We start from the raw sequence: 22,935 nt of genomic DNA, 5'->3' as shown, positions 1-22,935 counted from the left end.
TTTAGTTATTAATTAATTATTTCTTAAAATGTAAGTTTTCAATGGTGGTGACTTCGGTTGATATTTCGCCCATTTGTCCTGCATCCTGATTGACTGCGGTCATAATCTTTACGAAGTCGATTTGATCCAAGTCCACCGGACTGCCATTACTATCCACAGCCCAATCTATCTTGAAATTGCTTCCTTCCTTGTTGTTAGGATGGTTGTCTGCATATCCCCACGGATAGCAGTATCCTACCCATAATCCGTTCTCTAAAACGGCATTATCTTTTAGACGTGTTCCTTGGAATGTGATTTCATCACTTTCTATCCAAAGTGGATAATATGATTCCTGGTTATGGAAGCTGTTGCGGAAGATATATCCTTCGTTGCCTTGATTGTCTTTCCATAATACGTTTTGGTTAGCGGAGGTAGGGCGGTGATAGGTTATTTCATATCTGCGTGTTTCAGTGTCTTGCCCATATTCGCTTCCTTTCAATTCATACCACTCGTCGTCAGGCATTCCATTGCCATTTACATCTTTGGATACAAATACGATGCCCGGTTCTGCACTTCCGCCCAATGCTCCTGTTCCGGTTTTGGAGTTGTAGTAAGCATTGCCTTTTATCTTGAAGTCATACTCTCCTGTTACATTCGGAATGGGTTGTGGAAATCCTAAAACAATGTAACCGCCGAATCCTCCCAATGTAAGGAGTGATTTCTGTTGGATTCTGCGGGTTGCTTCTTCCAGTATATCATCATAAGTAAAGCCCTCCTTATATGCTGAAGTGGTGGTGTTGATAAACTGTCCGGGGGCAGGGCGATATTCCCATACTTTATTGGCGAAAGCCAGAGGATTCTCCTTATCATCATCGTTGCCATCAACATCGCTTAGTGAGGCTTTGTTGCTGAATGCAATTGTATTCGGGTTAAGCCCGATGTTGTTCAGACGGAACAGGAGTTGTCCTTGTTGGTTGAAACAAAGCAAGTCGCCATAGGTGGTGTAATCACGGGCTTCGGTGATATATACATTGTTGCTGTAAGGATTGATGTTGATGCCGTATGGCGTCTTAATTACTGTTCCGTCAGTTATGAAATTCTCACGGATTGTCTCTGCTGTTTTCAGATTGAACATCTTGATAGAAGAGTTCTGTGTGATGTAATTGTAATTGTATAGATAGGCAATCTCTCCATCGATGGCAAAGTTTTGTACTTTCTCGTTAGATTGAGTAACTTTGTTTGTCCGGCAGTCTATCTTGACGAAGTTATAATTGCCGGCTTCTACATCTTCGCCACGGGTGGCAACATAAACGGTTTCGTCCGGACCTGCTACTATTTTACCGGGATTCGGACCTACTGTTAGTTTGCTAATTTCTTTAAATGTGGCAATATCGACAACAGATACCGTGTTGTCTACCCCCAGTCCTGATGAATAGTCCAACCCACCGGAATTGGAAATATACAACTTTTCGTTTTGTACACAAATACCGTCGGGGTTGCGTCCCACTGATGTGATAGCTTCTATGGATAGGGAGGTTGTGTCTATACGTGCAACGGTTCCATCGTATGAACATACGTATGCCTTTTCTTTGTGAAAAGCGATGTAGCGTGGTTGACGGGAACTTCCGTTTTCTGCCAACATCTGAATCTGTTTCAATGAGCTTCCCGTACGAAAGTCTATCACTTCTACCGTACTGGAGATATTGACTATCACATATATCTTGTTTCCGTAGATAGCCATGTCGTTGGCTGTATCTCCTAGTCCCCGGCGGTTGACTGCTTTGAAATAGTCACGAATCATTTGCCGGTTGCCGAAAGAAAAACGTGCCAGCGAGCTATTGTTCTGATTGAACAGTCCTTCGCATAATACATATAATTCGGCAGTACCCGTTTCTGTCGGATCGCCTATAATGCCTGATGTGAAGGGCTTGTCCTCCATATCATCACATGCCGCAAATAAGATTATCAATGACAGCCAGCACGAGAATATATATATTAGTTTCCTTTTCACGTCAATATCTTACTTTGTAATAGTTAATATCTTATTTTTATTGTCGCCCTTACGGATCGTCCGGGCATTGGGAAATATTTCACAATCTCGTAATTCTTATCCAGCAGGTTCAATACTTCCACGCTGAAAGAGGTCGTGATTTTTCTGATTAGAAAGTCACGGTTTGCCGAAATGCTATGGTCGCTATAACTATCCAATCGGTTTTCGGCAATGTTTTGTCCTAAAGCATAGCGTTTTCCGGAAAAAAGGAATGAATAAGACAGATTGATCCACGGTGTTTCGACACCTGCCTGTCCCGAAGCAGATACGCGGGGAGTGTAGGCTATTTGATGTTTGTATGTCGATTCATACGTGTTCGGATCGGGCGAGGTGACATCTAACGCTCGTTGGTATGTGTAGTTACCCGAGAGGTTGATGCGTATTTTATCCCAAGGTTGGAGGGACAGGCTTCCTGTGGCATCAATGCCTTTGATATCAACTTCACCCAGATTCTTCATACTCCATACGGCAAGGTTCTTGGTAGGGTAGGCGATGATTTTATCTGTCACCTTGTTATAATAAGCGTCAATGGTTGCTGACAGATAGGGTAGGAACGGGCATACATTTTTATTGTATGTCAGTCCGATGTTGTATTGTTTTGCCTTTTCCGGCTTTAGCTGGGTGTTGCCTACTTCTTCGTAATATAAGTCGTTGAAACTTGCCAGACGGAAAATGTCTTTATAGAAGAAGCGGACACGGAATTCTTCATGCCGGAAAGGTTTGAAAGCGGCACTTACATAAGGGGTTAGCTTACGGTGATTGCCGGCACTACCGCCTTTTTTCACATCTTCATTGATAACGGTTGCCAATGCGGATGCGGAGATTGTTAACCAGTCATTTACGTATTTTCCGGCGAATGCTGTTAGCCATGAGTAACGCGTGGGGTGTACAAAGTTGGCGAGATCGGCGTTCATGGTGTTGATGCTTCCGTCTGTGGAAAGTGAGAAAGAGAGGTTGCTCAACAGTCTGTATAATACAGAAGCGGAAAGATAATATTCCTGCTGGTAATAGCTGTTTTCCGTTTTCTTAAAAGAGTTCTTGGTATCGGGGTCCAGATAACGTTGATAGCTCCAATTCCACTTGGCAGAGGTTTGGAACACCCATTGCTGGCTGAATTCTTTCTTGTATTGACTTTGTATGAATGTATTTTTATCCCACAAGTGTTGTGTGGAATGGTCGTTATAGAAGGTTGTAGCTTTGGGTAGTCCCCGGGAGGACTGAAAGTAGTAGCCTTTCAATCGCCATTGTTCTTTATCGGAGAAGTTGCCGTAAAGTCCGGCTTCGGCACGGAATGTCTGTACGTCTGTATTCTTTCGTTTTTCACGTGAGGACAGGTCTTCTGCCGCATTTCCATAATGTAATGTGTACGGATAATGTCCGTCGGAGGACATCCATTCGCCATTGGCTGACATGCTCCATGTTTTATTGAATTGTTGTTCCAGTAGCAGGGAGGGATTGATTAATCCCCAGGAGCCGGTTTTGAAAGCTCCGGCTATGTTGGTCTTTTTGCCTTTGGTGAATAGCGGCGTGAGTGTCTGTATATTCAATATGCCTGCTGACGCGAAGAAGCGGGCAGGTTGGAAGATGTTATCGCTTTGTCCGTTGTTTAGAGAAAGGCGGTCTACGTTGTCGAGCGAGAAACGCCCGATATCTATTTGTCCGGTTTGGCAGTCGGTTAGGGTGATTCCGTCATAGCCGATGGCGGTATGTTGGGCTCCCAGGCTTCGTATGGATACTGTTTTCAGTCCGCCGATACCTCCGTAATCTTTTACGGTCACTCCGGCAAAGTGTTTCACCGCGTCGGAAACTTGCAGGGCGTGCAGGTTTTTCAGGGCATCTTTGGAGAAGACTTGCAGGGGAGCGGTTGAGCGTATTTCGCGGGTCTGGTAGATATCTGATACTGTTATTTCGGGAATAGAATATGTATGTGTCGTATCTACCTTTTGCTGTTGTGCAAAAAGTGATATAGATAAGAGTTGGCAGCTAAATACTGCAAAGATCACTTTATTAAATGTTCTTTTTTTCATTTATTTCTTTTTCAGTCTGTTGTTGGTTAAAAGTGTCCGGGCGAAATCCCTTCGACCGGACACGCATAAATAAACTTGGCAGAGTTTATCCGTTTTAACACACTTTCTCTGAATCAGAGTGATGAATGAAATGATAGACGACTTGTCCGGTTCATTAGACTCAACGCTTTTTCCTCGAAAGCAGTGAAACTTATTTGCATGGCAGGTCTTCTGACTTGTTCCTGTTACAAACGCCTTCCCGGATTGGTTTCCAGTGGCAATGAGTGAATTGCTTGTAACTTGGTATGGAACTTACAGCAGCGGGACTGTTCAGGACTTGCACCTGATTCCCTTTTAATTGCTTCCCCCGCATGGGAGTCGCAAACCAATGCGCGGCAAAGATAGGGAGTTTATTTGTTTTTTCCAAAGGGATGTTCTTTTTCTTTCGTCTTGATACGAAAGAGAAAGAACCAAAAAGAAAGGATCAAGGCTGCTTATTGTTCGCTTTTTATTAACAGGTATTCTTCAACGGCTTGTGTGGTGGCGTCTTTTAGGAGTACAGTCTTTTCCTTGTTGAGAAGGTAGAGGGTGGGGATTGCCTTCAAGTCATATAGTTGTTGCTCTTTGATGGCGAATTTCTTGTCGTATCCGTTGATCCATTCTTGGGGGAATTCATTTAGGTGTTTTCTCCATTCGTCCAGCTCTTCGTCGGGATAGATGGAGAGGACTGTAAGTCTCTTTTGCTCCAGAAGTTGATTGATGATAGGGGCATTTCTCAGGGCGTCTATCGTTTCTGTACAGGCATGACAGCCGGGGTTGTTAATGAATAGGAGGATGTACTCTGCTTGCAGTTGGTAGAGGGAACCTTGTGCGCCGGAGGCTAATGTGTAGTTGAAGTTCAGGGCTTTGGTGCCGATACGGTTTTTCTGGGCTAATTCCCGGCGGGCTTTGGGACGTACTTTCTCTATTTCTTCTAACAGAGGGGAATCCAACATGGCGTCTAATACGGGAATGTAGAATTCTTCGTTACGCATGGGGGAGTTAGGGTCATATAGATATTTATCTGCCAGGTCGGTGATGTAGGTGAATACTTTTTTGTCTACGTTTGTTCGCTCGATTGTTTTCCGCATGGCTTCTTGTGCGGTTTCCAAAGGGACGTGGTTTAGTATGTCGCAATAGTCTGCCCAGGCTTGTTCGGTCACTTCGGGGTGGTGGATGTAATTGGTGTCGGCGAAATTGACGTTATCCCAATAGTGTTTTACTAGAAAATCTGCTCGTTGTTCGGGAGCTGTCATCATTGCGGGGATGGCAGGCAGGGTGATGGATTTAATAGTGTCCTGTATGGTTTCGTTTGTACTTTGGCTGGAGGCATTCCCGTTTTTGCATGAGCACAACAAGAGGAAGCATAAAACGGGAATAATATTTATGTTCATTTTCATAATTTGTTTTTTTACTTTGAAAGCAAAGGTAATTTCCTTTTTCCTTTATACAAAATAATCCTTTCTTTTTCTACCTTTCTTTAGGAAAAAACGCTCGCTATTTGTTATCTTTGTTAGCGAGATATAATAGAAATGTTTGACTATAGAAACTACAAATAATGATAAAAATTGACTTAAAACGGCATCGGAAGGAAATAATAGGATCGGTTGTGGTACTGTTAATTCTGCTTGGCAGTATGTCTGTGTTTAAATATACTTCATTCAATTCCGGTTTTGAGATTGTAGACGATCTGGGAGGGAATATATTTCCTTCGGCGATTCTGTCTGTTGCCACCACCGATGCACAAGTGATTGTTCCGTCGGATTCAACGTGTTTGGGGAATCCGAAGTCGTGTATTGCCGTTCGGCTGAAATCGAAGACAGCTTATAGTCGTGTGCGGATTGAAGTAGCCGAAACGCCTTTTTTCTCCCGCTCGGTGTCGGAATTTGTATTAAACAAGCCTAGGACGGAATATACGATTTATCCTGATATTATCTGGAATTACGAGGCACTGAAAAATGAGGTGCAGGCAGAGCCGGTAAGCGTAGCTATCACAGTGGAGATGAACGGAAAAGATTTGGGACAACGGGTACGTACTTTTTCAGTGCGTAGTATCAATGAGTGTCTGTTGGGATATGTGGCTAACGGGACTAAATTTCATGATACCGGTATTTTCTTTGCGGCTTATGTCAATGAAGAGAATCCGATGATCGATCAGTTGCTTCGCGAGGCATTGGATACTCGGATTGTTAATCGTTTTCTCGGTTATCAGAGTAAGGCTAAAGGGGCAGTAGACAAGCAGGTATATGCCCTTTGGAATATATTGCAGAAACGTAAATTCCGTTATAGTTCTGTTTCCAATACCAGCCTTTCGAGCAATGTTGTTTTCTCGCAGCGCGTCCGTACGTTTGATGATGCACTGGAATCTTCACAGGTTAATTGTGTGGATGGGAGTGTGTTGTTTGCGTCGTTGCTTCGCGCCATTAATATTGATCCTATCCTGGTACGTACACCGGGGCACATGTTTGTAGGATACTATACGGATAATTCGCACACGGATAAAAACTTCCTGGAGACAACAATGATTGGTGATGTCGATCTGGATGATTTTTTCCCGGATGAACAATTGGACTCTACAATGGTAGGCAAATCGCAGAATGAGATGTCGTTACTGACTTTCGAGAAATCGAAACAATATGCTAATAAGAAGTATAAGGAGAACGAAGAAGGAATCCATTCCGGAAAGTTGAATTATATGTTTTTGGAGATTTCTAAAGAAGTGAGGAGGAAAATACAGCCGATAGGTAAATGATATTCGTTTTTAATTCGTATTTTTGCCCAAGTAATCATTTTAATATAAAAGGATGCAAGGCAAGAAATTTATCTCTCCCGGAGCATGGTTTTCTATGAACTATCCATCAGACTGGAATGAGTTTGAAGATGGCGAAGGCTCTTTTCTTTTCTATAATCCCGATGTATGGACGGGAAATTTTCGTATATCCGCATTTAAAGGAAAAGCCGGTTATGGTAAAGACGTCATCCGGCAGGAACTGAAAGAGAACGATTCGGCTTCGTTGGTGAAAGTCGGCACATGGGAATGTGCGTATAGCAAGGAAATGTTTCAGGAAGAGGGAACTTATTATACTTCCCATTTGTGGATTACAGGAGCTGACGATATTGCTTTCGAATGTTCCTTCACCGTACCTAAAGGTGGAGTTGTGAAGGAGGCGGAAGATGTAATCGCTACTTTGGAGGTACGCAAAGAAGGACAGAAGTATCCTGCTGAATTGATCCCGGTCCGTCTTTCTGAAATCTATTTGATTAATGAAGCGTACGAATGGGTAGTATCTACCATGAAGCAGGAATTGAAAAAAGATTTTCAGGGAATAGAAGAAGATCTGGAGAAACTTCAGCAAGTGATTAATAGCGGTAAGATTGGCTCGAGAAAGAAAGAAGAATGGTTGGCAATCGGCATCACAGTCTGTATAATTTTGACGAATGAAGTGGAAGGTATGGAATGGAAAACGTTGATTGACGGTAACCGGGAAGCTCCTGTGTTACAATATAAAGACCGCACCATCGATCCGATGAAACTAGCATGGAGCAAAGTAAGGGCTGGAGAACCTTGCGATGTCATTGAAGAGTATAAATCCGTGATTATTAATCACTAACTACTAACCGACTAATTACTAAATTACGTGGCTGTACCTTATTTACAGATAGATAACTTGACCAAGTCCTTCGGTGACTTGGTTCTTTTTGAAAATATATCTTTTGGCATTGCTGAAGGCCAGCGTGTAGGATTGATAGCGAAGAACGGCAGCGGAAAAACTACCTTATTGAATATAATCGCCGGAAAAGAAGGTTATGATAGCGGTAACATTGTTTTCCGTCGTGACCTTCGGGTGGATTATCTGGAACAAGATCCACAGTATCCCGAAGAGCTGACTGTGCTCGAAGCCTGTTTCCATCACGGTAACAGTACCGTGGAACTGATAAAGGAGTATGAACGTTGCATGGAGACTGAAGGTCATCCGGGACTGGAAGACCTCTTGGCGCGTATGGACCAGGAGAAGGCTTGGGAATACGAACAGAAAGCCAAGCAAATTCTTTCGCAACTCAAAATTCGTAACTTCGACCAAAAAGTGAAGCAACTGTCCGGTGGACAGTTGAAGCGTGTCGCCCTTGCCAACGCCTTGATTGCCGAACCGGAACTCCTGATTCTTGATGAGCCCACCAACCACCTCGATCTTGATATGACCGAATGGCTCGAAGACTACCTGCGCCGTACCAACCTCAGCTTGCTGATGGTGACTCACGACCGTTATTTCCTTGATCGTGTTTGTTCGGAGATTATCGAAATAGACAATCAACAAATCTATCAATATAAAGGTAACTATAGTTATTATCTTGAGAAACGTCAGGAACGTATCGAAGCTAAAAGTGTAGAAATAGAGCGTGCCAACAACCTTTACCGTACGGAACTCGACTGGATGCGCCGGATGCCGCAGGCACGCGGGCATAAAGCCCGTTACCGGGAAGAGGCTTTTTATGAATTGGAAAAGGTGGCAAAGCAACGTTTCAACAATGATAATGTGAAGCTGGAGGTGAAAGCATCCTATATCGGTAGTAAGATATTCGAAGCCGACCACTTGTACAAGAGTTTTGGCGATCTGAAAATCCTGGAAGACTTCTCTTATATCTTCTCCCGCTATGAGAAGATGGGAATCGTAGGAAACAACGGAACAGGTAAATCTACTTTTATCAAGATATTAATGGGGCAGGTTGCGCCCGATAGTGGAACGGTGGATATTGGTGAAACTGTTCGTTTTGGCTATTACTCGCAGGATGGCCTTCAGTTTGATGAACAAATGAAGGTTATTGATGTAGTGCAGGATATTGCCGAGGTAATTGAACTGGGTAATGGGAAGAAACTGACTGCTTCGCAATTCTTGCAGCATTTTCTGTTTACTCCCGAAACGCAACATAGCTATGTGTATAAGTTGAGCGGGGGTGAGCGTTGTCGTCTTTACCTGTGTACCATCCTGATGCGTAATCCAAATTTTCTGGTGCTTGACGAACCTACCAACGACCTCGATATTATTACTTTGAACGTTCTTGAAGAATATCTTCAAAATTTCAAAGGCTGTGTGATTGTCGTTTCCCACGACCGTTATTTTATGGATAAGGTAGTAGATCACCTGATGGTATTCAATGGACAGGGAGATATTCGCGACTTTCCCGGAAACTATAGCGACTATCGTGACTGGAAAGACGCGAAAGCTCAAAAGGAGAAAGAAGCTGAAAAGCCGCAGGAAGAAAAGACTGCCCGTGTCCGCCTGAATGACAAACGCAAGATGAGTTTCAAGGAAAAGCGAGAGTTTGAGCAATTGGAAAAGGAGATAGCAGAATTAGAAACAGAAAAAGCACAGATTGAAGAACTCTTATGTAGTGGTACCCTTTCTGTTGACGAATTGACAGAGAAATCGAAACGTTTGCCTGAAGTCAATGACCTGATTGATGAGAAAACAATGCGATGGCTGGAACTTAGTGAAATAGAAGGCTGAACCGTGCCGCTATATTGGCACGCTTGTGCCTGTATAGTGGCATCGCAGTGCCTATATAGTGGCACAGTTATGCCAATTCGTTGGCACAAACATAGTTCGGTATATTGCTGTGGCAACCTGATAATGATAATAACCCTGATAACATAATCTTTATATGACGAACCTAACCAATTACCATAGCCATTGTCTGTATTGTGACGGACGAGCCAATATGGAAGACTTTATACGTTTTGCCATTAGTGAAGGCTTTACTTCCTATGGCATCTCTTCCCATGCCCCGCTGCCGTTTTCCACTGCATGGACTATGGAATGGGACAGAATGGAAGATTATCTTTCCGAATTCTTCCGTCTCAAAAAGAAATACGCGGATAAGATAGAGCTTGCCATCGGCCTTGAAATAGATTATCTGAACGAAGACAGCAATCCCGCTTCATCCCGTTTCCGGGAACTGCCGCTCGATTACCGGATAGGCTCCGTGCATATGCTATATTCCCCGGAAGGTAAGATTGTCGACATTGACACTCCGGCAGCTCATTTCCGTGAATTGGTTGATGCCCATTTTGATGGCGACCTTGATTTTGTTGTCCGCCTGTATTATAAGAATCTTCTTCATATGGTAGAATTGGGTGGTTTTGATATCGTTGGCCATGCGGACAAGATGCACTACAATGCTTCCTGCTACCGTCCCGGATTACTGGACGAACCGTGGTATGACGCTTTAGTCCGTGATTATTTCGCAGCGATAGCCCGTCATGGATATATTGTCGAAATCAACACCAAGGCTTATCACGAATTAGGCACATTCTATCCAAATGAACGTTATTTCAATTTCTTGAAAGACTTGGGTATCCGCGTGCAAGTGAACAGTGACGCCCACTATCCCGAAAGAATAAATAATGCCCGTCCCGAAGGCTTGGCAGCTTTGAAGAAAGCAGGCTTCACGTCGGTGGTGGAGTGGCATGGCGGAAAGTGGGAAGATAGAGGCATACTGTAGATAACATGTTTTTCGTCTACATATCTTCCAATGAATAGCCTTTGTATTCTATGTGGTATCTTTTTAATTCACTGATTACCTTTTTTGCCTTTTCTTCAAGTACAGGGATGGAGATTTTAGTACGGTTGATTTTTACTTCTGCTATTGTGGCAACTCGTTCGATGCGATTTACTGCCACAATATCTATTTCATTTCCGCCCAGAGCTGGATGATTGCTTTGTTATATCCATACTTTACTGCTGCTTCGTTTATGTTTATCCATTTCGACATGATGCTTCTTTTCTACGGTTTTCTTACATTGGAAATAGCATCTTTATAATCTTTAGATAAGATTTCATCACACTGGTCTGCTACTTGTCTGATAATTGATAATCCTTTTTTCTTAGGAATACGGATGCTTTCTCCAACTAGCAACATATCTTCAATTGTCGGTTTTCCGTGGTTATTGACGGACGTAGCGTGTTCGCCGTTATATCCGGAACATAAAGTAAGGTCGTAGGTGGGAGCCAAGTGCCATTTTTTTTTATAGATGAAACTGAAATTCTTGGCATGGTCGTCCTTGTTGTCTGTCAAGATGTTGAAGACCATACGTCGAAACATTTCGTCTACTTGAAGAGGGTCTTGTGTGAGGAATCCGGTAAGGTGTAACAGGGTTTTATAATCTAATCTTGGCTGCAGAATAGATTCATTCAAGAGTGCTCCGGCAGTTGCAATGTGGATGCGTTCTCCTGCTTCTATATCAAAACGTTTGGTGGCAAAATATTTATCATCCAGCAGCTTGAAGTCAGGTACGTTAATTCCGCACTGGCGTGCTATCTCATTATATCGGTACTCCATTAGCCCCATATCTTTAGGGTCGTAAGTATGCCTGAATTTCACCAACCACGAACCTTCGGTATCATGGAAAAGGCATTTCGGACGACAGCCACCTGAGTTGCCACTGTTGAAGTAGAGTATATCTTCGTCTTTATCCGATTTTTCTGACAATACGTCCAATGCCATTTGTTGAAGGTCATCCAAATCTGGGAGTGACTTTTCTTCTCCGATATAAGTCTCGGGGATATAGCATAATGCTCCCATACCCGAACAACCAATAATGCTTAACCGCTGAATAGGGGTTAAATCCATATCGTTCACTCCTTGCTTTTTTAATAGGCGATTCAGTAAGTAGCGACCATATCCATCGGGGAGACTGTCCTCGAAGATGCCGAAATTACCCCAAAAAGGTTCGGGTTGAGCAATAAATAAATCGGGCTTTAAAGGTAACTCTAACGGAGAGATGGAGAAGCCGTTTGCCAACCATTCTTTATCATATTGGAAGGCGCAAAGACGGTTGTCGGGAGTCATGGTTAACTCTCCCACGGTCTGTTCGTGGTAAGTTACCGTTAGCTTATTTATCAATTTCATTACGCCCTCTCTTTCTGTTTTTGTTTCGGTTAATAGTATCCAACTCTTCCATAGTGTTATAAAGTGGCTCTGCTAGCAGCCCTTTGATGGCTTTAGAATAGCCTAATGCTTTTGCCAGCGCCACGTACGAAGCCAAAGATATGGTATGCTTTTGTTCGAACTTTGCGATTGTTGGCACAGGAACTCCGCTCAATATGGATAAAGCATCCCTTGACAGACCTTTTTCTAACCGGCGTTGTTGAAGATTTTGCGCTAATATAGTCAGCAATTCTTCCGGGGTATCTATGTCGAAATTGTAAAGCAAAGGCATATTATTGTATCTGTTAATATCTTTTTATGCTATTATCGAATATTATTGTATCTGATACAAAGATACTATTGCTGTTTGAGTTTTCCAAATAAATCAGATGCTATTTAGCAATTTGCAGGGTATGATATGGGTATTAGGCTTAACTATTTGATTATAAACTCTGCCACATTTTTGTATTTCCCTCTATAATACTTAAAAGTAATACAAAAATGTGGCAAGTTTATTCGGTTCGTTTGCAGGCATTTGCCAGGAAGAACTCGTTCAATGCATCTTCATAGTTTCCATGAACCAGAATATGGTGATTGCCCAATGGATTCTTCAGGAAGTATTCAGCCGGAGTATTCATGCGGATGCGTACTTGTGTACGGCACATATTGATATAATTCGTATTTTCGGATAATGTCCCGGTAGACAGGTAATATTCGTCCAGACATTCGCCGCCGCACTTTATGATAGTAACGTCTCCTGTCGGGAGCAATCCCTGGATGGCAATTCCTTTTTCCGTTTCGAAATGGTTGCGGATAATATACCTTTCCGTTTGTTTGAGCCCGATGGTACAGTGAGCCAATATAAGTTCGTTGGTACGTGCATTAATCATGGAAGGGTTTGCCATGAATCCGTCTTTTCCGGTCAGTGACTTCACGGCGAGCAGGGTGAATATGGATTGAAGATCACCTTCGCAGCCCGCCATTATTCCATCGTCGTTCAGTAAGGACAATGCCAGACAGCCGGTAGTGTCGATTTGCTCAATCAGTTTGAAGCAACTCAATGTCAGTGCTTCCAGTTTCTCTTCCTCGCATACCTTCTTGATAGCTCGGTATAGCCGCATCGCTTTGATGATATCTTCGGGAGTTCCCTCGCGGCAGGCAAGAGCTTGCGAAGCGACTGCGGCACAGGAAGCACCTACCTGTTCATCCGTGATTTGTTGAAAATGTTCATAAATTCGTTCCAACGGAATGTCTATGTATTCGATACCCCAACGGCGTTTTGCCAGCAGATAGTCAACATTACTGGCAACCAGCCAGGATGAAGGAGTTCCGATGACTCCGATACGTTTGCCGAATAAGGAACGTTGTGCCCGGAAATTATTATAAAGTGTATGGATACGCAAGATGATAGCTGGTAGTTCACCATGTAGAATCTCACTTTTCATTCCACGTCCTCGCAACCATGTGGAGATTTCTAATGCGGCAGCAAGAGAGTTTTGCATGCCGTCTGCTAGCAAAATGGTAGGGCGGGGGAGGTTTTCGAAATGTTGTATGACCAGTCTTTCCACTCCACCAGTAGCGATAAAAATGATTTTGAAATCATCACTACTCAGCTTGTCCATATCTTGATAATCAACAAACTTTACGGTATAATATTTTTCAATTTCGCTTAAAATAGCTTCGTGTGAGCTACGTAGCGAAACTTGTTTGTGAAGGATTGAGGCGAATGAGATAAGGTGTATGGTCATTATGATATTGTTTTAAGTTTTCTGTATTACAAATGTATAGCTTTCTTTTCATAAAACCATAACGATTTTAACCTTGCTAAGGTTTTTAAAGTTTTTATGTCTCTGTATTCAAATTATTGCGTACATTTGCAGCTCCAAGTAGATAAAGTAAATAGTAATTAAGTAATTTGTATTAAAATTATGCCAACCATATCCATTCGCGGAAATGAGATGCCTGCATCTCCTATCAGAAAACTGGCTCCTTTGGCAGACGCTGCCAAGCAACGCGGAGTCCATGTATTTCACCTGAACATCGGACAGCCTGACCTGCCCACTCCTCAGGCCGCGATTGACGCGATACGCAATATTGACCGCAAAGTGCTGGAATACAGTCCCAGCGCAGGTTACCGTAGCTATCGCGAAAAACTGGTAGGATATTATGCAAAGTTCAATATCAACCTGACGGCAGACGATATAATCATTACATCGGGTGGTTCGGAAGCGGTATTATTTTCTTTCCTTTCCTGCCTGAATCCGGGGGACGAGATTATTGTTCCGGAACCGGCTTATGCCAACTATATGGCATTCGCCATCTCTGCCGGAGCGAAGATTCGCACCATTGCCACGACTATTGAAGAAGGTTTCTCACTTCCGAAAGTGGAGAAGTTTGAAGAGCTGATAAATGAACGCACCAAAGCGATACTGATTTGCAATCCGAATAACCCGACCGGTTATCTGTACACCCGTCGCGAGATGAATCAGATTCGTGACTTGGTGAAGAAGTATGATTTGTTCCTTTTCTCCGACGAAGTATATCGTGAGTTTATCTATACCGGTTCTCCTTATATCTCTGCTTGCCATTTGGAAGGTATCGAGAATAATGTGGTACTGATTGACTCCGTTTCGAAACGTTATTCGGAATGTGGAATCCGTATCGGTGCGCTGATTACCAAGAACAAAGAGATACGTGACGCTGTTATGAAGTTCTGCCAGGCTCGTTTGAGTCCCCCTTTGATTGGACAGATTGCTGCTGAGGCTTCACTGGATGCTCCGGAAGAGTATTCGCGCGAGACGTATGATGAGTACGTGGAACGTCGTAAATGCCTGATTGACGGCTTGAACCGTATTCCGGGTGTTTATTCTCCAATTCCGATGGGCGCTTTTTATACAGTGGCAAAACTTCCGGTAGATGATTCGGACAAGTTCTGTGCCTGGTGTCTTTCGGACTTCGAATACGAAGGACAGACGGTATTCATGGCTCCGGCTTCCGGCTTCTATACGACTCCAGGTTCCGGCATCAACGAAGTCCGTATCGCTTACGTATTGAAGAAAGAAGATTTAACCCGTGCGCTTTTTGTCTTGCAGAAGGCTTTGGAAGCGTATCCGGGAAGAGTGGATTAATCTTAATCACTAACCGTTAATCACTAAAAATTGTCTCTATCACTTTTCATAGCCCGGCGTATCTATCGTGAAAGCGATGGCGGAAAGCAGGTGTCACGTCCTGCGGTCCTCATTGCCATGGCGGGTATTGCTATCGGGCTGGCTGTGATGATTATTGCTGTGGCGGTGGTCATCGGGTTTAAAAGTGAAGTACGGAATAAAGTCATAGGATTCGGCTCGCATATCCAGATTACCAATCTGGATGCGGCGAGTTCTTATGAGACTCATCCGGTTATGGTAGGGGATAGCATGATGGCAGCCCTTGCCGCCTATCCTGAAATAAGTCATGTACAGCGTTTCTCTACCAAACCGGGCATGATTAAGACGGATGATGCTTTTCAGGGCATGGTGCTGAAAGGTGTCGGTCCGGAATTTGACCCTCGTTTCATGCAAGAGTATCTGCTGGAAGGCGAGATTCCCGTTTTCAGTGATTCGGTTTCCAGCAATCAAGTGCTTATCTCCAAGGCTTTGGCTACGAAGATGAAGTTGAAACTGGGAGATAAGATATATACTTATTATATACAAGACGATGTCCGTGCGCGTCGGTTGACTATTGCCGGAATTTATCAGACAAATTTCTCCGAATACGATAACCTCTTTTTATTGACTGATTTGAATCTGGTGAACCGCTTGAACGGCTGGAAACCGGAGCAGGTGACCGGGGTGGAACTTCAAGTGAAGAATTATGATAAGCTCGAAGATACAACGTATGAAATAGCGGTCGATACTGATAACCAACAGGATGAACTGGGGGGCGTGTATTATGTGCGTAACATCGAACAGTTGAATCCCCAGATATTCGCATGGCTTGATTTGTTGGACTTGAATGTGTGGGTGATTCTGATTCTGATGGTAGGCGTTGCCGGCTTTACTATGATTTCCGGGCTGCTGATTATCATTATCGAACGCACGAATATGATTGGTATCCTGAAGGCTTTGGGAGCGAATAACTTCACGATTCGCAAGACCTTCCTCTGGTTTGCTGTTTTCCTGATAGGCAAGGGCATGCTTTGGGGAAATGCTATCGGTTTGGCGTTCTGTATCCTGCAAGCCCAGTCCGGTATTTTCAGGCTCGATCCGGAGACGTATTATGTAGATACTGTCCCGGTTTCTTTCAATATCCTGCTTTTCCTTCTGATTAATATCGGTACATTACTGGCTGCCGTCTTGATGCTGATAGGTCCCTCGTTCCTGATTACCAAAATCAATCCGGCTAGCTCTATGAGATACGAATAATCCTCTTTTTTCTATCCGTTTTTTGCTGCAGAGATTTTAGCCCGTTATGTGATGTGGAGCGAATAATATGTCTATATATGCGCCCAATTTACTTCATATCCTCTTGTAGGTTTAATTATTTTCTCATGAAATCTCCTTTTCCTCGAAAGAATCGGCAGAGTTTGAAATTCAGCGACTGTATAGGTTGGAGAAGGTCGAATACCGGTAATGAGAAATAGTATTTCCGGGCTTCTCCCATTTCTTTAGCTGTTTGATTGATGATGACAGCTTGTAAGATGAAGCGTAGCAACCAAATTAACAGTGCAATGCCTGCCGCTAACCAGTGTAAATTGAGAACTCCCAATGTAATTCCTATTATACAAGCAGCGTAGAATAACAGACGGGAGAAAGTCTCAAATCCCAGCAGATACCGTTGCGTCCCCTGGTAATATTTTGCAGTAGCCATATAGCTTACTTTTTCTTCTTTCCATTCTTTGTAGCAATATACAGGATTTATCCGTGTGGTGGCGTTGATGTCTGTTTCGACGCGGGTGTTTGAAGGAGTAGCTAACTCGTTGATGAATAGATCATCCTCTCCACGTTGCAGATTCAGGTATTTGGAGAATCCTTTCTGCTGGAAAAACAATTCCTTTCGGTAAGCTAAGTTACGTCCGATACCCATATATGTTTTTCCGGCTAAGGCGAATCCCAGATAACGCAAAGATTGGAATAAAGTATCAAATGCGGTACGTTTGTGTAGCCATCCTCTTGTACGGTCATAACCGCTATACCCTAATACGATTTGAGTTTGTGGAGTGAAATTGCGTGCCATCAACTTTAACCACTGGTTACTTGCCGGCATACAGTTTGTCTCTGTAAATACCAGCCAATCATGTTTACTGGCTTTAATGCCTAATGTCAGGGCCAGTTTTTTATGACTGATATAACGTGCGCTTTCAGGGGTAAAACTATGGTAAAGATGAGGATATTTTTCTTCCATCATACCCAGTATATCCTCGGTTTCATCTGTGGAAGCATCGTTGACGACAATTACCTCAAACTGCGGATAATCTTGTTCTAGAATAGTTGGTAGGATTTTACGCAGGTTTTCAGCCTCATTGCGTACGCAGAGAATGACGGACAGCGGAGGCAGTTCTCGTGAAAAATGTACTTCTTCTTTGCGTACCGCTTTATTATGGGCATGTATCCGATTGTACAAGCCAAAATAATAGATAAGTTGAATGATAAAAAGAATACCTGCCGCTGATAAAACAATCAGTTCGGCAGTATTGAATGTAAATGTTTCCATCAAATTTTAGTGTCGTTTTTACAACGGCAAAAGTACACAATTTTTCGGTAGTTCCGTCATCTCGACGGGAGGTTATTTCGTAAGTCCAGATATTCTTTCTTAAACATATTCACAAAAAGGAAGAATAGCGAAAGCAATAGCGGACCGAAGATCACTCCCATAAACCCAAATATCGGTAGACCGATGACTACTCCGAAAATGGTGATAAGCGGATGCGTATCTGCCATTTTCTTTTGAAGAATAAACCGGATCAGGTTATCTGATTGTGACACGACGATAGCTCCGTAAGCGGCAATTCCGATAGCATTGAACCAGTCTCCGCTTATGGCAAGATAAGCGGCTACCGGCAACCATACCAGTGCGGTACCTACCATTGGAATAATGGTTGCAAAGCAGGTCAGAAATCCCAGCATCAATATGTTGGGTGCTCCGAAAAGAAAATAACCGATCATGGCTACTCCTCCCTGAATGATAGCCAGCAAGGGAATACCGATGGCATTGGAACGAACAATCATATTGATTTCGTTGGTCACTTCTTGAGTATTGCTCTCGTTAAATGGCAGAATGTCGTTGACGTATGCTTCCATTTTTTGTCCTCCGATCAACATGAAATAAAGTACAAAGATCATGACGAACAGGTTGATGGCGAGACTGCTGATACTCTCCATTATGATTTGTCCGATACGGGGAAGCATGGAGACAATGAATGTCAATGTATCTTTTCCTAATACATCATATCCTGTTTTCTCTTTGATAAATTCGGCTACTTGTTGGATCGGTGCGATATACGTTTGTGGGTCCAGATTGATATCTTGTAGCTTATTTACTATCATCCAGACGGTCAGTCCCAAGGGAATAAGGAAGACAAAAATAGTTTCTGCAGTGATCAGTAAAGCACTTAGGCCACGTTTTAGCTTTCGTTTTTCTACCAGATATCTCATCTGTCCGCGTACAAGAATATAAATAGTGAGTGCTCCCAATAATCCTCCCAGGAAAGGAGAGATTTGTCGGAAGATGATGATTCCCATAAATAGGATGATGACAATGAGGGAATATTTCCAGTATTGTTCTTTGGTGCTCATATCATGTGAAATTTGTTTATATAGACAACAATCAAGGTATAGGAAAGGTTTGTTTGATGGTGAGATAACGATATGAAAATAGTTTGGTTTCATTGAACGGATATTCGTTCATATCCCCAATTGATTTGTGTTAAATGTTAACGGATTGAATGTTTCTATTAAACCATGTTATAAGATAAACTGCTTTGCCCTGAAAATTTGGAGATAACTGAAAAGCCCGTATCTTTGCAGTGTGTTTTTCATAGTATTAGATTTAAGGTTAACAAAGATTGGCTGTCTGGGATAGATAGCCTTTTTTTATGTTATCTATTCGGCTCTGTTTGACTATCCTCTTGGTTTTTCACAAAAAGCATTTGATTTCCACGTCCCATTTTACAGATTATACCTTCTTTGGCAAACCGCTTTAAATCCTCCAATGCTTTATTTTTCAGTCGTCCGGTCAGTTCGGTATATGTAGTGCGCGTGATGAATCCATATCGGTTGACGTGTTCAAGTAGTATTCTTTTCAGTTCTTCGTCATCCAGTTGGCTTGAAACTTGAAAAAATAGTTTTTGAGCCCGTTCCAGTTTACCCGTTGCTTTCTTTTTGAATGTTTTGGAAGCAAGAAAATTCACTCCGTTGAATTGAATGGAAGGTGAACGCAGATCCTTTTTATCTTTCACCAGTCGGGATTTTATTTTTCCGGAAAAATAACCGAACTCACCTACTTCTACCCGGTAGCCTTGTCCTATGTATTCTCCCACGAGGTCTACAAGTTCCATTAGTGTACCTTCTACCACTCCCGGTTTGTATCCGGTGCGGGCAACGAGTTGTTTCAATAGTTGTTTGGTGTTGATAGTGCCGTTAAATACGATGCTGGGGTACAACACATCCTTTTCTCCCTCTTTTGTAGTGAGAGCCGGTTTCTTCTTAAAGTCGTAATATGCCATTAGTCTGATAATTAAATATATTCTCTGTATTCTTTATTGTTTTTTACTGTAGCTTTTATGAAACTGCTTAGTATAATTTTGCTCGTCCTATTATAGAGGGACTATCGTCCTGTTATAACAAAACATTTGTTTCCTTATAAGAAAACTATTATTTTGTTGTAATGGGATAATGAAAATTATGCAGTAAAGGTATTTGTTTTATGTGAGACGGACAAGTAATTGATGCGATGTTTGGGAATAATCTTCTAATGTGTTGAACAAGTGAACGTTTCTTGTCCTGTGCCGAAAGTTATGTTTTTCAGCATAAGTAAGTGTTTTTGTGCTGCAATATTATTGTATTCTAAAAAAAATCCCTTAATATTGCATTTGTATTATTTGTCAGACAAATTATGTGAATAATAAAATTCTAATAATATGAAGATAGAAATTAATCAAACAACATTGATTGATCAGGTGGAAGACAGTCTGCTTACTTACTTTAAAAAGAATGACTTAAGACGTGGAGATTCAATTCCTAATGAGAATAATCTGGCTGCAGAATTAGGAGTTGCAAGGAGTGTTGTCAGAGAAGCATTAAGTCGTTTGAAAATGATGGGACTGATTCATGCACGTCCTCGCAAAGGAATGGTTCTGACCGAACCTTCTATTTTAGGAGGGATGAAAAGAGTGATAGATCCTCGTGTTTTGAGTGAAGAAACTATTTTAGATCTGTTAGATTTCAGAATTGCACTTGAAATAGGAATATCAAGTGATATTTTTCGTAAGATCACTCCTAAAGATATTGAACAGTTAAGCGAGATAGTGAAAATGGGAATTGTTTTTGAGAATAATGAATACGCATTGATCAGTGAATCGGCTTTTCATACGAAACTATATGAGATCACTGGAAATAAAATAATATCCGAATTTCAGGAAATCATTCATCCTATACTTGTCTATGTGAAAGAAAAATTCAAAGATTACTTGAAACCTATAAATATAGAAATGAGCAAAAGTGGTAAAATAGCTACTCATGCTGACTTGCTGGATTTTATAAAAAAAGGGGATGAAAAAGGATATCGGGACGCCATCGAAAGACATTTTGAGGTTTATAAGATTTTCAAGGTCAATCGGAGTCAGGAGTTGATGGCGGAAAAAGAAAATGATGAAAAGGTAGAAGGGATATGAAAAGGCTGCATTTTTTATATTTATCCTTAATGATATTGTTTATGAATACATCTTGTTTGGGAAAAAAGGAAAAGAAGATAGAGGTGCAATGGGAAAACTCATTGCTGCTTCCGGGTTGTGCCGGCATGTCGGAAAACGTTGGGTTGGCAGGTGCGTATTCCGGGATAGTGGAAGGAAAGTTGCTTGTGCTGGGTGGAGCTAATTTTCCGGATAAGTATCCTTGGGAAGGAGGAGCGAAAGCTTGGTGGTCTACTTTATATAGCTATGATTTACAAACGGGAAAATGGACTGTTTATGATGATTTTCTCGATCGCCCGCTTGCTTATGGAGTTTCAATAAGTTTGCCGGAAGGATTGTTGTGTATTGGAGGGTGTGATCGTACGCAGTGTAGTGATAACGTTTTCCTGATAAAGAAAGAAGAAGATACATTTGTGATAGACTCGGTTAGTTATCCATCTTTGCCGATTCCGTTGGCGAATGCAACGGGAGCAATGGGTGATAACTGTATTTATATTGCTGGGGGGCAAGAGACTATGGTAAATGAACAGTCGACTCATCATTTTTACATGCTGGATTTGATACATAAAGAAAGAGGATGGCAAGAAATGCCGGATTGGAATGGTCCTTCTCTTTCCTATGCAGTAGGTGTGGCGCAAGGAGAACGATTTTATCTTTTCAGTGGAAGAAGTTATGCTCCGGATGAGGCGATGGTAGAACATACGGAGGGGTACGTATTTGAGCCAAGCATTGGAAAATGGAGTAAAATGACCGGTTCTTTTCCTGTAATGGCGGGGACTGGTGTATCATACGGGGAGGATAAGATTCTGTTAATTGGGGGAGTGGAAGAGATTCTTCCTACATCTTCCGAGCATCCGGGATTCAGCCGTAAGTTACGGGTAGTCAGTACAAGTACGAATTCTTTGGTCGATTCGCTCGAATGTCCTTATCGCATTCCGGTTACTACGAATGTTGTTTCTGTCGGAAATCAGATATTCATTGTAAGTGGTGAGGTACAGCCGGGAATACGGACGCCATTTATTCTAAAGGGAAGTTTCTAGAAATAAAATGAAATATCAAATCTAATTAAATGCGTTATGAACAATTATGAAAGACTGGAAGGTATGGTTGCGGCCACCTTCACCCCAATGGATGAAAATGGGGATGTAAATTTATCTGTTATTGAAAAATATGCTGATTGGATCGCATCGACTCCTATTAAAGGGGTGTTTGTGTGTGGTACGACTGGTGAATTCTCTTCGCTGACGATTGATGAACGTAAATTAATTCTTGAAAAATGGGTTGCTTCGGCTGGTAAGCGGTTCAAAGTGATTGCCCATGTAGGTTCAAACTGCCAACGGGGCGCTATGGAACTGGCATGTCATGCAGAAAAAGCAGGAGCCGATGCCATTGCTTCAATAGCTCCGTCTTTTTTCAAACCGGGAACGGTAAATGAGTTAATTGATTTTTTTGCTCCGGTTTGCGGGGCTGCCAGTGGATTGCCTTTCTATTATTATAATATGCCGTCGATCACAGGGGTTAATTTGCCGGTAGATAGTTTTTTGGTAGAGGGCAAGAAGAAAATATCAAACTTGGTAGGTACTAAATTTACTCATAATAATCTGATGGAGATGGGGGCCTGCATCGATTTGGAACAGCATAAGTTTGAAGTTCTGCATGGCTTTGATGAGATTCTGATTGCAGGTTTATCAATGGGAGCTGTGGCAGGCGTAGGAAGTACATATAATTATATCCCTAATGTTTACCATGCTATTTTTGAGTCAATGAAGCAAAATGATGTGGAAACGGCACGTGCCTGGCAAATGAAATCTATACGTACGGTAGAAGTTATCATTAAATATGGCGGAGGCGTACGTGGAGGTAAAGCTATCATGAAATTAATAGGTATTGATTGTGGCAGTTGTCGTTTGCCAATTAAACCATTTTCAGTTGAGGAGTATGACAAATTAAAAGGTGATTTGGATGCGATAAATTTCTTCGATTTTTAGACATAAAAAGAGGAGATGACAGTAAAAGTATATTGCTGGGGTTTGCTACTTTACTTCCTG

The 22,935-nt window shown here is 42.2% G+C and carries 19 protein-coding genes and 1 riboswitch; of the genes, 9 read left to right on the top strand and 10 right to left on the bottom strand.

Features of this window, described 5'->3' with window-relative positions; translation table 11 throughout:
• Positions 1-16: 16 nt before the first annotated feature.
• From A4V03_RS11765 to A4V03_RS11755, 3 genes are all read right to left on the bottom strand, one after another.
• A complete protein-coding gene (locus tag A4V03_RS11765) occupies positions 17-1,990 on the bottom strand; it encodes a YncE family protein (RefSeq protein WP_065539025.1) in 1,974 nt (657 codons plus the stop codon).
• 23 nt (positions 1,991-2,013) lie between these two features.
• Positions 2,014-4,056, bottom strand: a complete 2,043-nt coding sequence (locus tag A4V03_RS11760; RefSeq protein WP_065539024.1) for a TonB-dependent receptor plug domain-containing protein — start codon at positions 4,054-4,056, stop codon at positions 2,014-2,016.
• Between the two features lie 183 nt (positions 4,057-4,239).
• A riboswitch (cobalamin riboswitch) is annotated at positions 4,240-4,441 on the bottom strand.
• Between the two features lie 88 nt (positions 4,442-4,529).
• Positions 4,530-5,474 (bottom strand): DUF5106 domain-containing protein, encoded by a 945-nt coding sequence (locus tag A4V03_RS11755; protein ID WP_065539023.1) that lies wholly within the window; start codon positions 5,472-5,474, stop codon positions 4,530-4,532.
• Positions 5,475-5,632: 158 nt separating this feature from the next.
• On the opposite strand from A4V03_RS11755, the gene A4V03_RS11750 reads away from it, so the two are divergent.
• The 4 genes from A4V03_RS11750 to A4V03_RS11735 all read left to right on the top strand — a co-directional run bounded on the left by A4V03_RS11750 (position 5,633) and on the right by A4V03_RS11735 (position 10,575).
• Complete coding sequence (locus A4V03_RS11750) at positions 5,633-6,826, top strand: hypothetical protein (RefSeq protein ID WP_065539022.1); 1,194 nt, start codon at positions 5,633-5,635, stop codon at positions 6,824-6,826.
• Positions 6,827-6,878: 52 nt separating this feature from the next.
• Complete coding sequence (locus tag A4V03_RS11745; RefSeq protein ID WP_065539021.1) at positions 6,879-7,685, top strand: DUF3805 domain-containing protein; 807 nt, start codon at positions 6,879-6,881, stop codon at positions 7,683-7,685.
• A gap of 27 nt (positions 7,686-7,712) precedes the next feature.
• Positions 7,713-9,581 (top strand): ribosomal protection-like ABC-F family protein, encoded by a 1,869-nt coding sequence (gene abc-f / locus A4V03_RS11740; protein ID WP_065539020.1) that lies wholly within the window; start codon positions 7,713-7,715, stop codon positions 9,579-9,581.
• A 154-nt stretch (positions 9,582-9,735) separates the two neighbouring features.
• Positions 9,736-10,575 carry a histidinol-phosphatase gene (locus A4V03_RS11735; RefSeq protein WP_065539019.1) on the top strand — a complete coding sequence of 280 codons (840 nt, stop codon included), beginning with the start codon at positions 9,736-9,738 and terminating at the stop codon, positions 10,573-10,575.
• A gap of 16 nt (positions 10,576-10,591) precedes the next feature.
• Here A4V03_RS11735 and A4V03_RS11730 read toward each other — a convergent pair whose 3' ends face one another.
• From A4V03_RS11730 to A4V03_RS11715, 4 genes are all read right to left on the bottom strand, one after another.
• A complete protein-coding gene (locus A4V03_RS11730; RefSeq protein ID WP_228099401.1) occupies positions 10,592-10,753 on the bottom strand; it encodes a hypothetical protein in 162 nt (53 codons plus the stop codon).
• A gap of 104 nt (positions 10,754-10,857) precedes the next feature.
• Positions 10,858-11,982: a type II toxin-antitoxin system HipA family toxin gene (locus A4V03_RS11725; RefSeq protein ID WP_065539018.1), complete on the bottom strand. Its 1,125-nt coding sequence runs from the start codon at positions 11,980-11,982 to the stop codon at positions 10,858-10,860.
• Positions 11,966-12,292, bottom strand: coding sequence for a helix-turn-helix domain-containing protein (locus A4V03_RS11720; protein WP_024987318.1), 327 nt, complete (start codon positions 12,290-12,292; stop codon positions 11,966-11,968). Before A4V03_RS11720 ends, A4V03_RS11725 begins: the two co-directional genes overlap by 17 nt.
• Positions 12,293-12,512: 220 nt before the next feature.
• Positions 12,513-13,748 (bottom strand): fucose isomerase, encoded by a 1,236-nt coding sequence (locus tag A4V03_RS11715; protein ID WP_065539017.1) that lies wholly within the window; start codon positions 13,746-13,748, stop codon positions 12,513-12,515.
• 180 nt (positions 13,749-13,928) lie between these two features.
• On the opposite strand from A4V03_RS11715, the gene A4V03_RS11710 reads away from it, so the two are divergent.
• Positions 13,929-15,128 (top strand): pyridoxal phosphate-dependent aminotransferase, encoded by a 1,200-nt coding sequence (locus tag A4V03_RS11710; protein ID WP_024987316.1) that lies wholly within the window; start codon positions 13,929-13,931, stop codon positions 15,126-15,128.
• Positions 15,129-15,158: 30 nt separating this feature from the next.
• Positions 15,159-16,403 carry an ABC transporter permease gene (locus A4V03_RS11705; protein ID WP_065539016.1) on the top strand — a complete coding sequence of 415 codons (1,245 nt, stop codon included), beginning with the start codon at positions 15,159-15,161 and terminating at the stop codon, positions 16,401-16,403.
• A 115-nt stretch (positions 16,404-16,518) separates the two neighbouring features.
• Here the strand turns inward: A4V03_RS11705 and A4V03_RS11700 are convergent, their stop codons facing one another.
• From A4V03_RS11700 to A4V03_RS11690, 3 genes are all read right to left on the bottom strand, one after another.
• The gene (locus A4V03_RS11700) at positions 16,519-17,691 is read right to left on the bottom strand and encodes a glycosyltransferase (protein WP_065539015.1); all 1,173 of its coding nucleotides are present in this window, start codon (positions 17,689-17,691) and stop codon (positions 16,519-16,521) included.
• A gap of 56 nt (positions 17,692-17,747) precedes the next feature.
• Positions 17,748-18,773, bottom strand: coding sequence for an AI-2E family transporter (locus tag A4V03_RS11695; RefSeq protein ID WP_065539014.1), 1,026 nt, complete (start codon positions 18,771-18,773; stop codon positions 17,748-17,750).
• A 302-nt stretch (positions 18,774-19,075) separates the two neighbouring features.
• Positions 19,076-19,702, bottom strand: a complete 627-nt coding sequence (locus A4V03_RS11690) for an HU family DNA-binding protein (RefSeq protein WP_065539013.1) — start codon at positions 19,700-19,702, stop codon at positions 19,076-19,078.
• 414 nt (positions 19,703-20,116) lie between these two features.
• Here A4V03_RS11690 and A4V03_RS11685 point away from each other — a divergent pair, with 414 nt between their 5' ends.
• The 3 genes from A4V03_RS11685 to A4V03_RS11675 are packed head-to-tail and all read left to right on the top strand — an operon-like array spanning position 20,117 to position 22,875.
• Entirely contained in the window at positions 20,117-20,869 is a 753-nt protein-coding gene (locus A4V03_RS11685) for a FadR/GntR family transcriptional regulator (protein WP_065539012.1), read from the top strand.
• On the top strand, positions 20,866-21,927 hold the full coding sequence (locus A4V03_RS11680; RefSeq protein WP_458693052.1) for a hypothetical protein: 1,062 nt from the start codon (positions 20,866-20,868) through the stop codon (positions 21,925-21,927). The genes A4V03_RS11685 and A4V03_RS11680 overlap by 4 nt, the downstream gene beginning before the upstream one ends.
• A gap of 36 nt (positions 21,928-21,963) precedes the next feature.
• On the top strand, positions 21,964-22,875 hold the full coding sequence (locus A4V03_RS11675; protein WP_065539010.1) for a dihydrodipicolinate synthase family protein: 912 nt from the start codon (positions 21,964-21,966) through the stop codon (positions 22,873-22,875).
• The last annotated feature ends 60 nt before the right edge of the window (positions 22,876-22,935 follow it).

This window comes from Bacteroides caecimuris, from assembly GCF_001688725.2.
Classification (GTDB): Bacteria; Bacteroidota; Bacteroidia; order Bacteroidales; family Bacteroidaceae; genus Bacteroides; species Bacteroides caecimuris.
This window is presented reverse-complemented; position numbering and strand designations above follow the sequence as displayed.

Coding starts and splice junctions, on each gene's coding strand:
- A4V03_RS11760 (WP_065539024.1), bottom strand. CDS start 4,056: ATGAAAAAAAGAACATTTAATAAAGTGATCTTTGCAGTATTTAGCTGC.
- A4V03_RS11755 (WP_065539023.1), bottom strand. CDS start 5,474: ATGAAAATGAACATAAATATTATTCCCGTTTTATGCTTCCTCTTGTTG.
- A4V03_RS11750 (WP_065539022.1), top strand. CDS start 5,633: ATGATAAAAATTGACTTAAAACGGCATCGGAAGGAAATAATAGGATCG.
- A4V03_RS11745 (WP_065539021.1), top strand. CDS start 6,879: ATGCAAGGCAAGAAATTTATCTCTCCCGGAGCATGGTTTTCTATGAAC.
- A4V03_RS11735 (WP_065539019.1), top strand. CDS start 9,736: ATGACGAACCTAACCAATTACCATAGCCATTGTCTGTATTGTGACGGA.
- A4V03_RS11725 (WP_065539018.1), bottom strand. CDS start 11,982: ATGAAATTGATAAATAAGCTAACGGTAACTTACCACGAACAGACCGTG.
- A4V03_RS11720 (WP_024987318.1), bottom strand. CDS start 12,292: ATGCCTTTGCTTTACAATTTCGACATAGATACCCCGGAAGAATTGCTG.
- A4V03_RS11715 (WP_065539017.1), bottom strand. CDS start 13,748: ATGACCATACACCTTATCTCATTCGCCTCAATCCTTCACAAACAAGTT.
- A4V03_RS11710 (WP_024987316.1), top strand. CDS start 13,929: ATGCCAACCATATCCATTCGCGGAAATGAGATGCCTGCATCTCCTATC.
- A4V03_RS11700 (WP_065539015.1), bottom strand. CDS start 17,691: ATGGAAACATTTACATTCAATACTGCCGAACTGATTGTTTTATCAGCG.
- A4V03_RS11695 (WP_065539014.1), bottom strand. CDS start 18,773: ATGAGCACCAAAGAACAATACTGGAAATATTCCCTCATTGTCATCATC.
- A4V03_RS11690 (WP_065539013.1), bottom strand. CDS start 19,702: ATGGCATATTACGACTTTAAGAAGAAACCGGCTCTCACTACAAAAGAG.
- A4V03_RS11685 (WP_065539012.1), top strand. CDS start 20,117: ATGAAGATAGAAATTAATCAAACAACATTGATTGATCAGGTGGAAGAC.
- A4V03_RS11680 (WP_458693052.1), top strand. CDS start 20,866: ATGAAAAGGCTGCATTTTTTATATTTATCCTTAATGATATTGTTTATG.
- A4V03_RS11675 (WP_065539010.1), top strand. CDS start 21,964: ATGAACAATTATGAAAGACTGGAAGGTATGGTTGCGGCCACCTTCACC.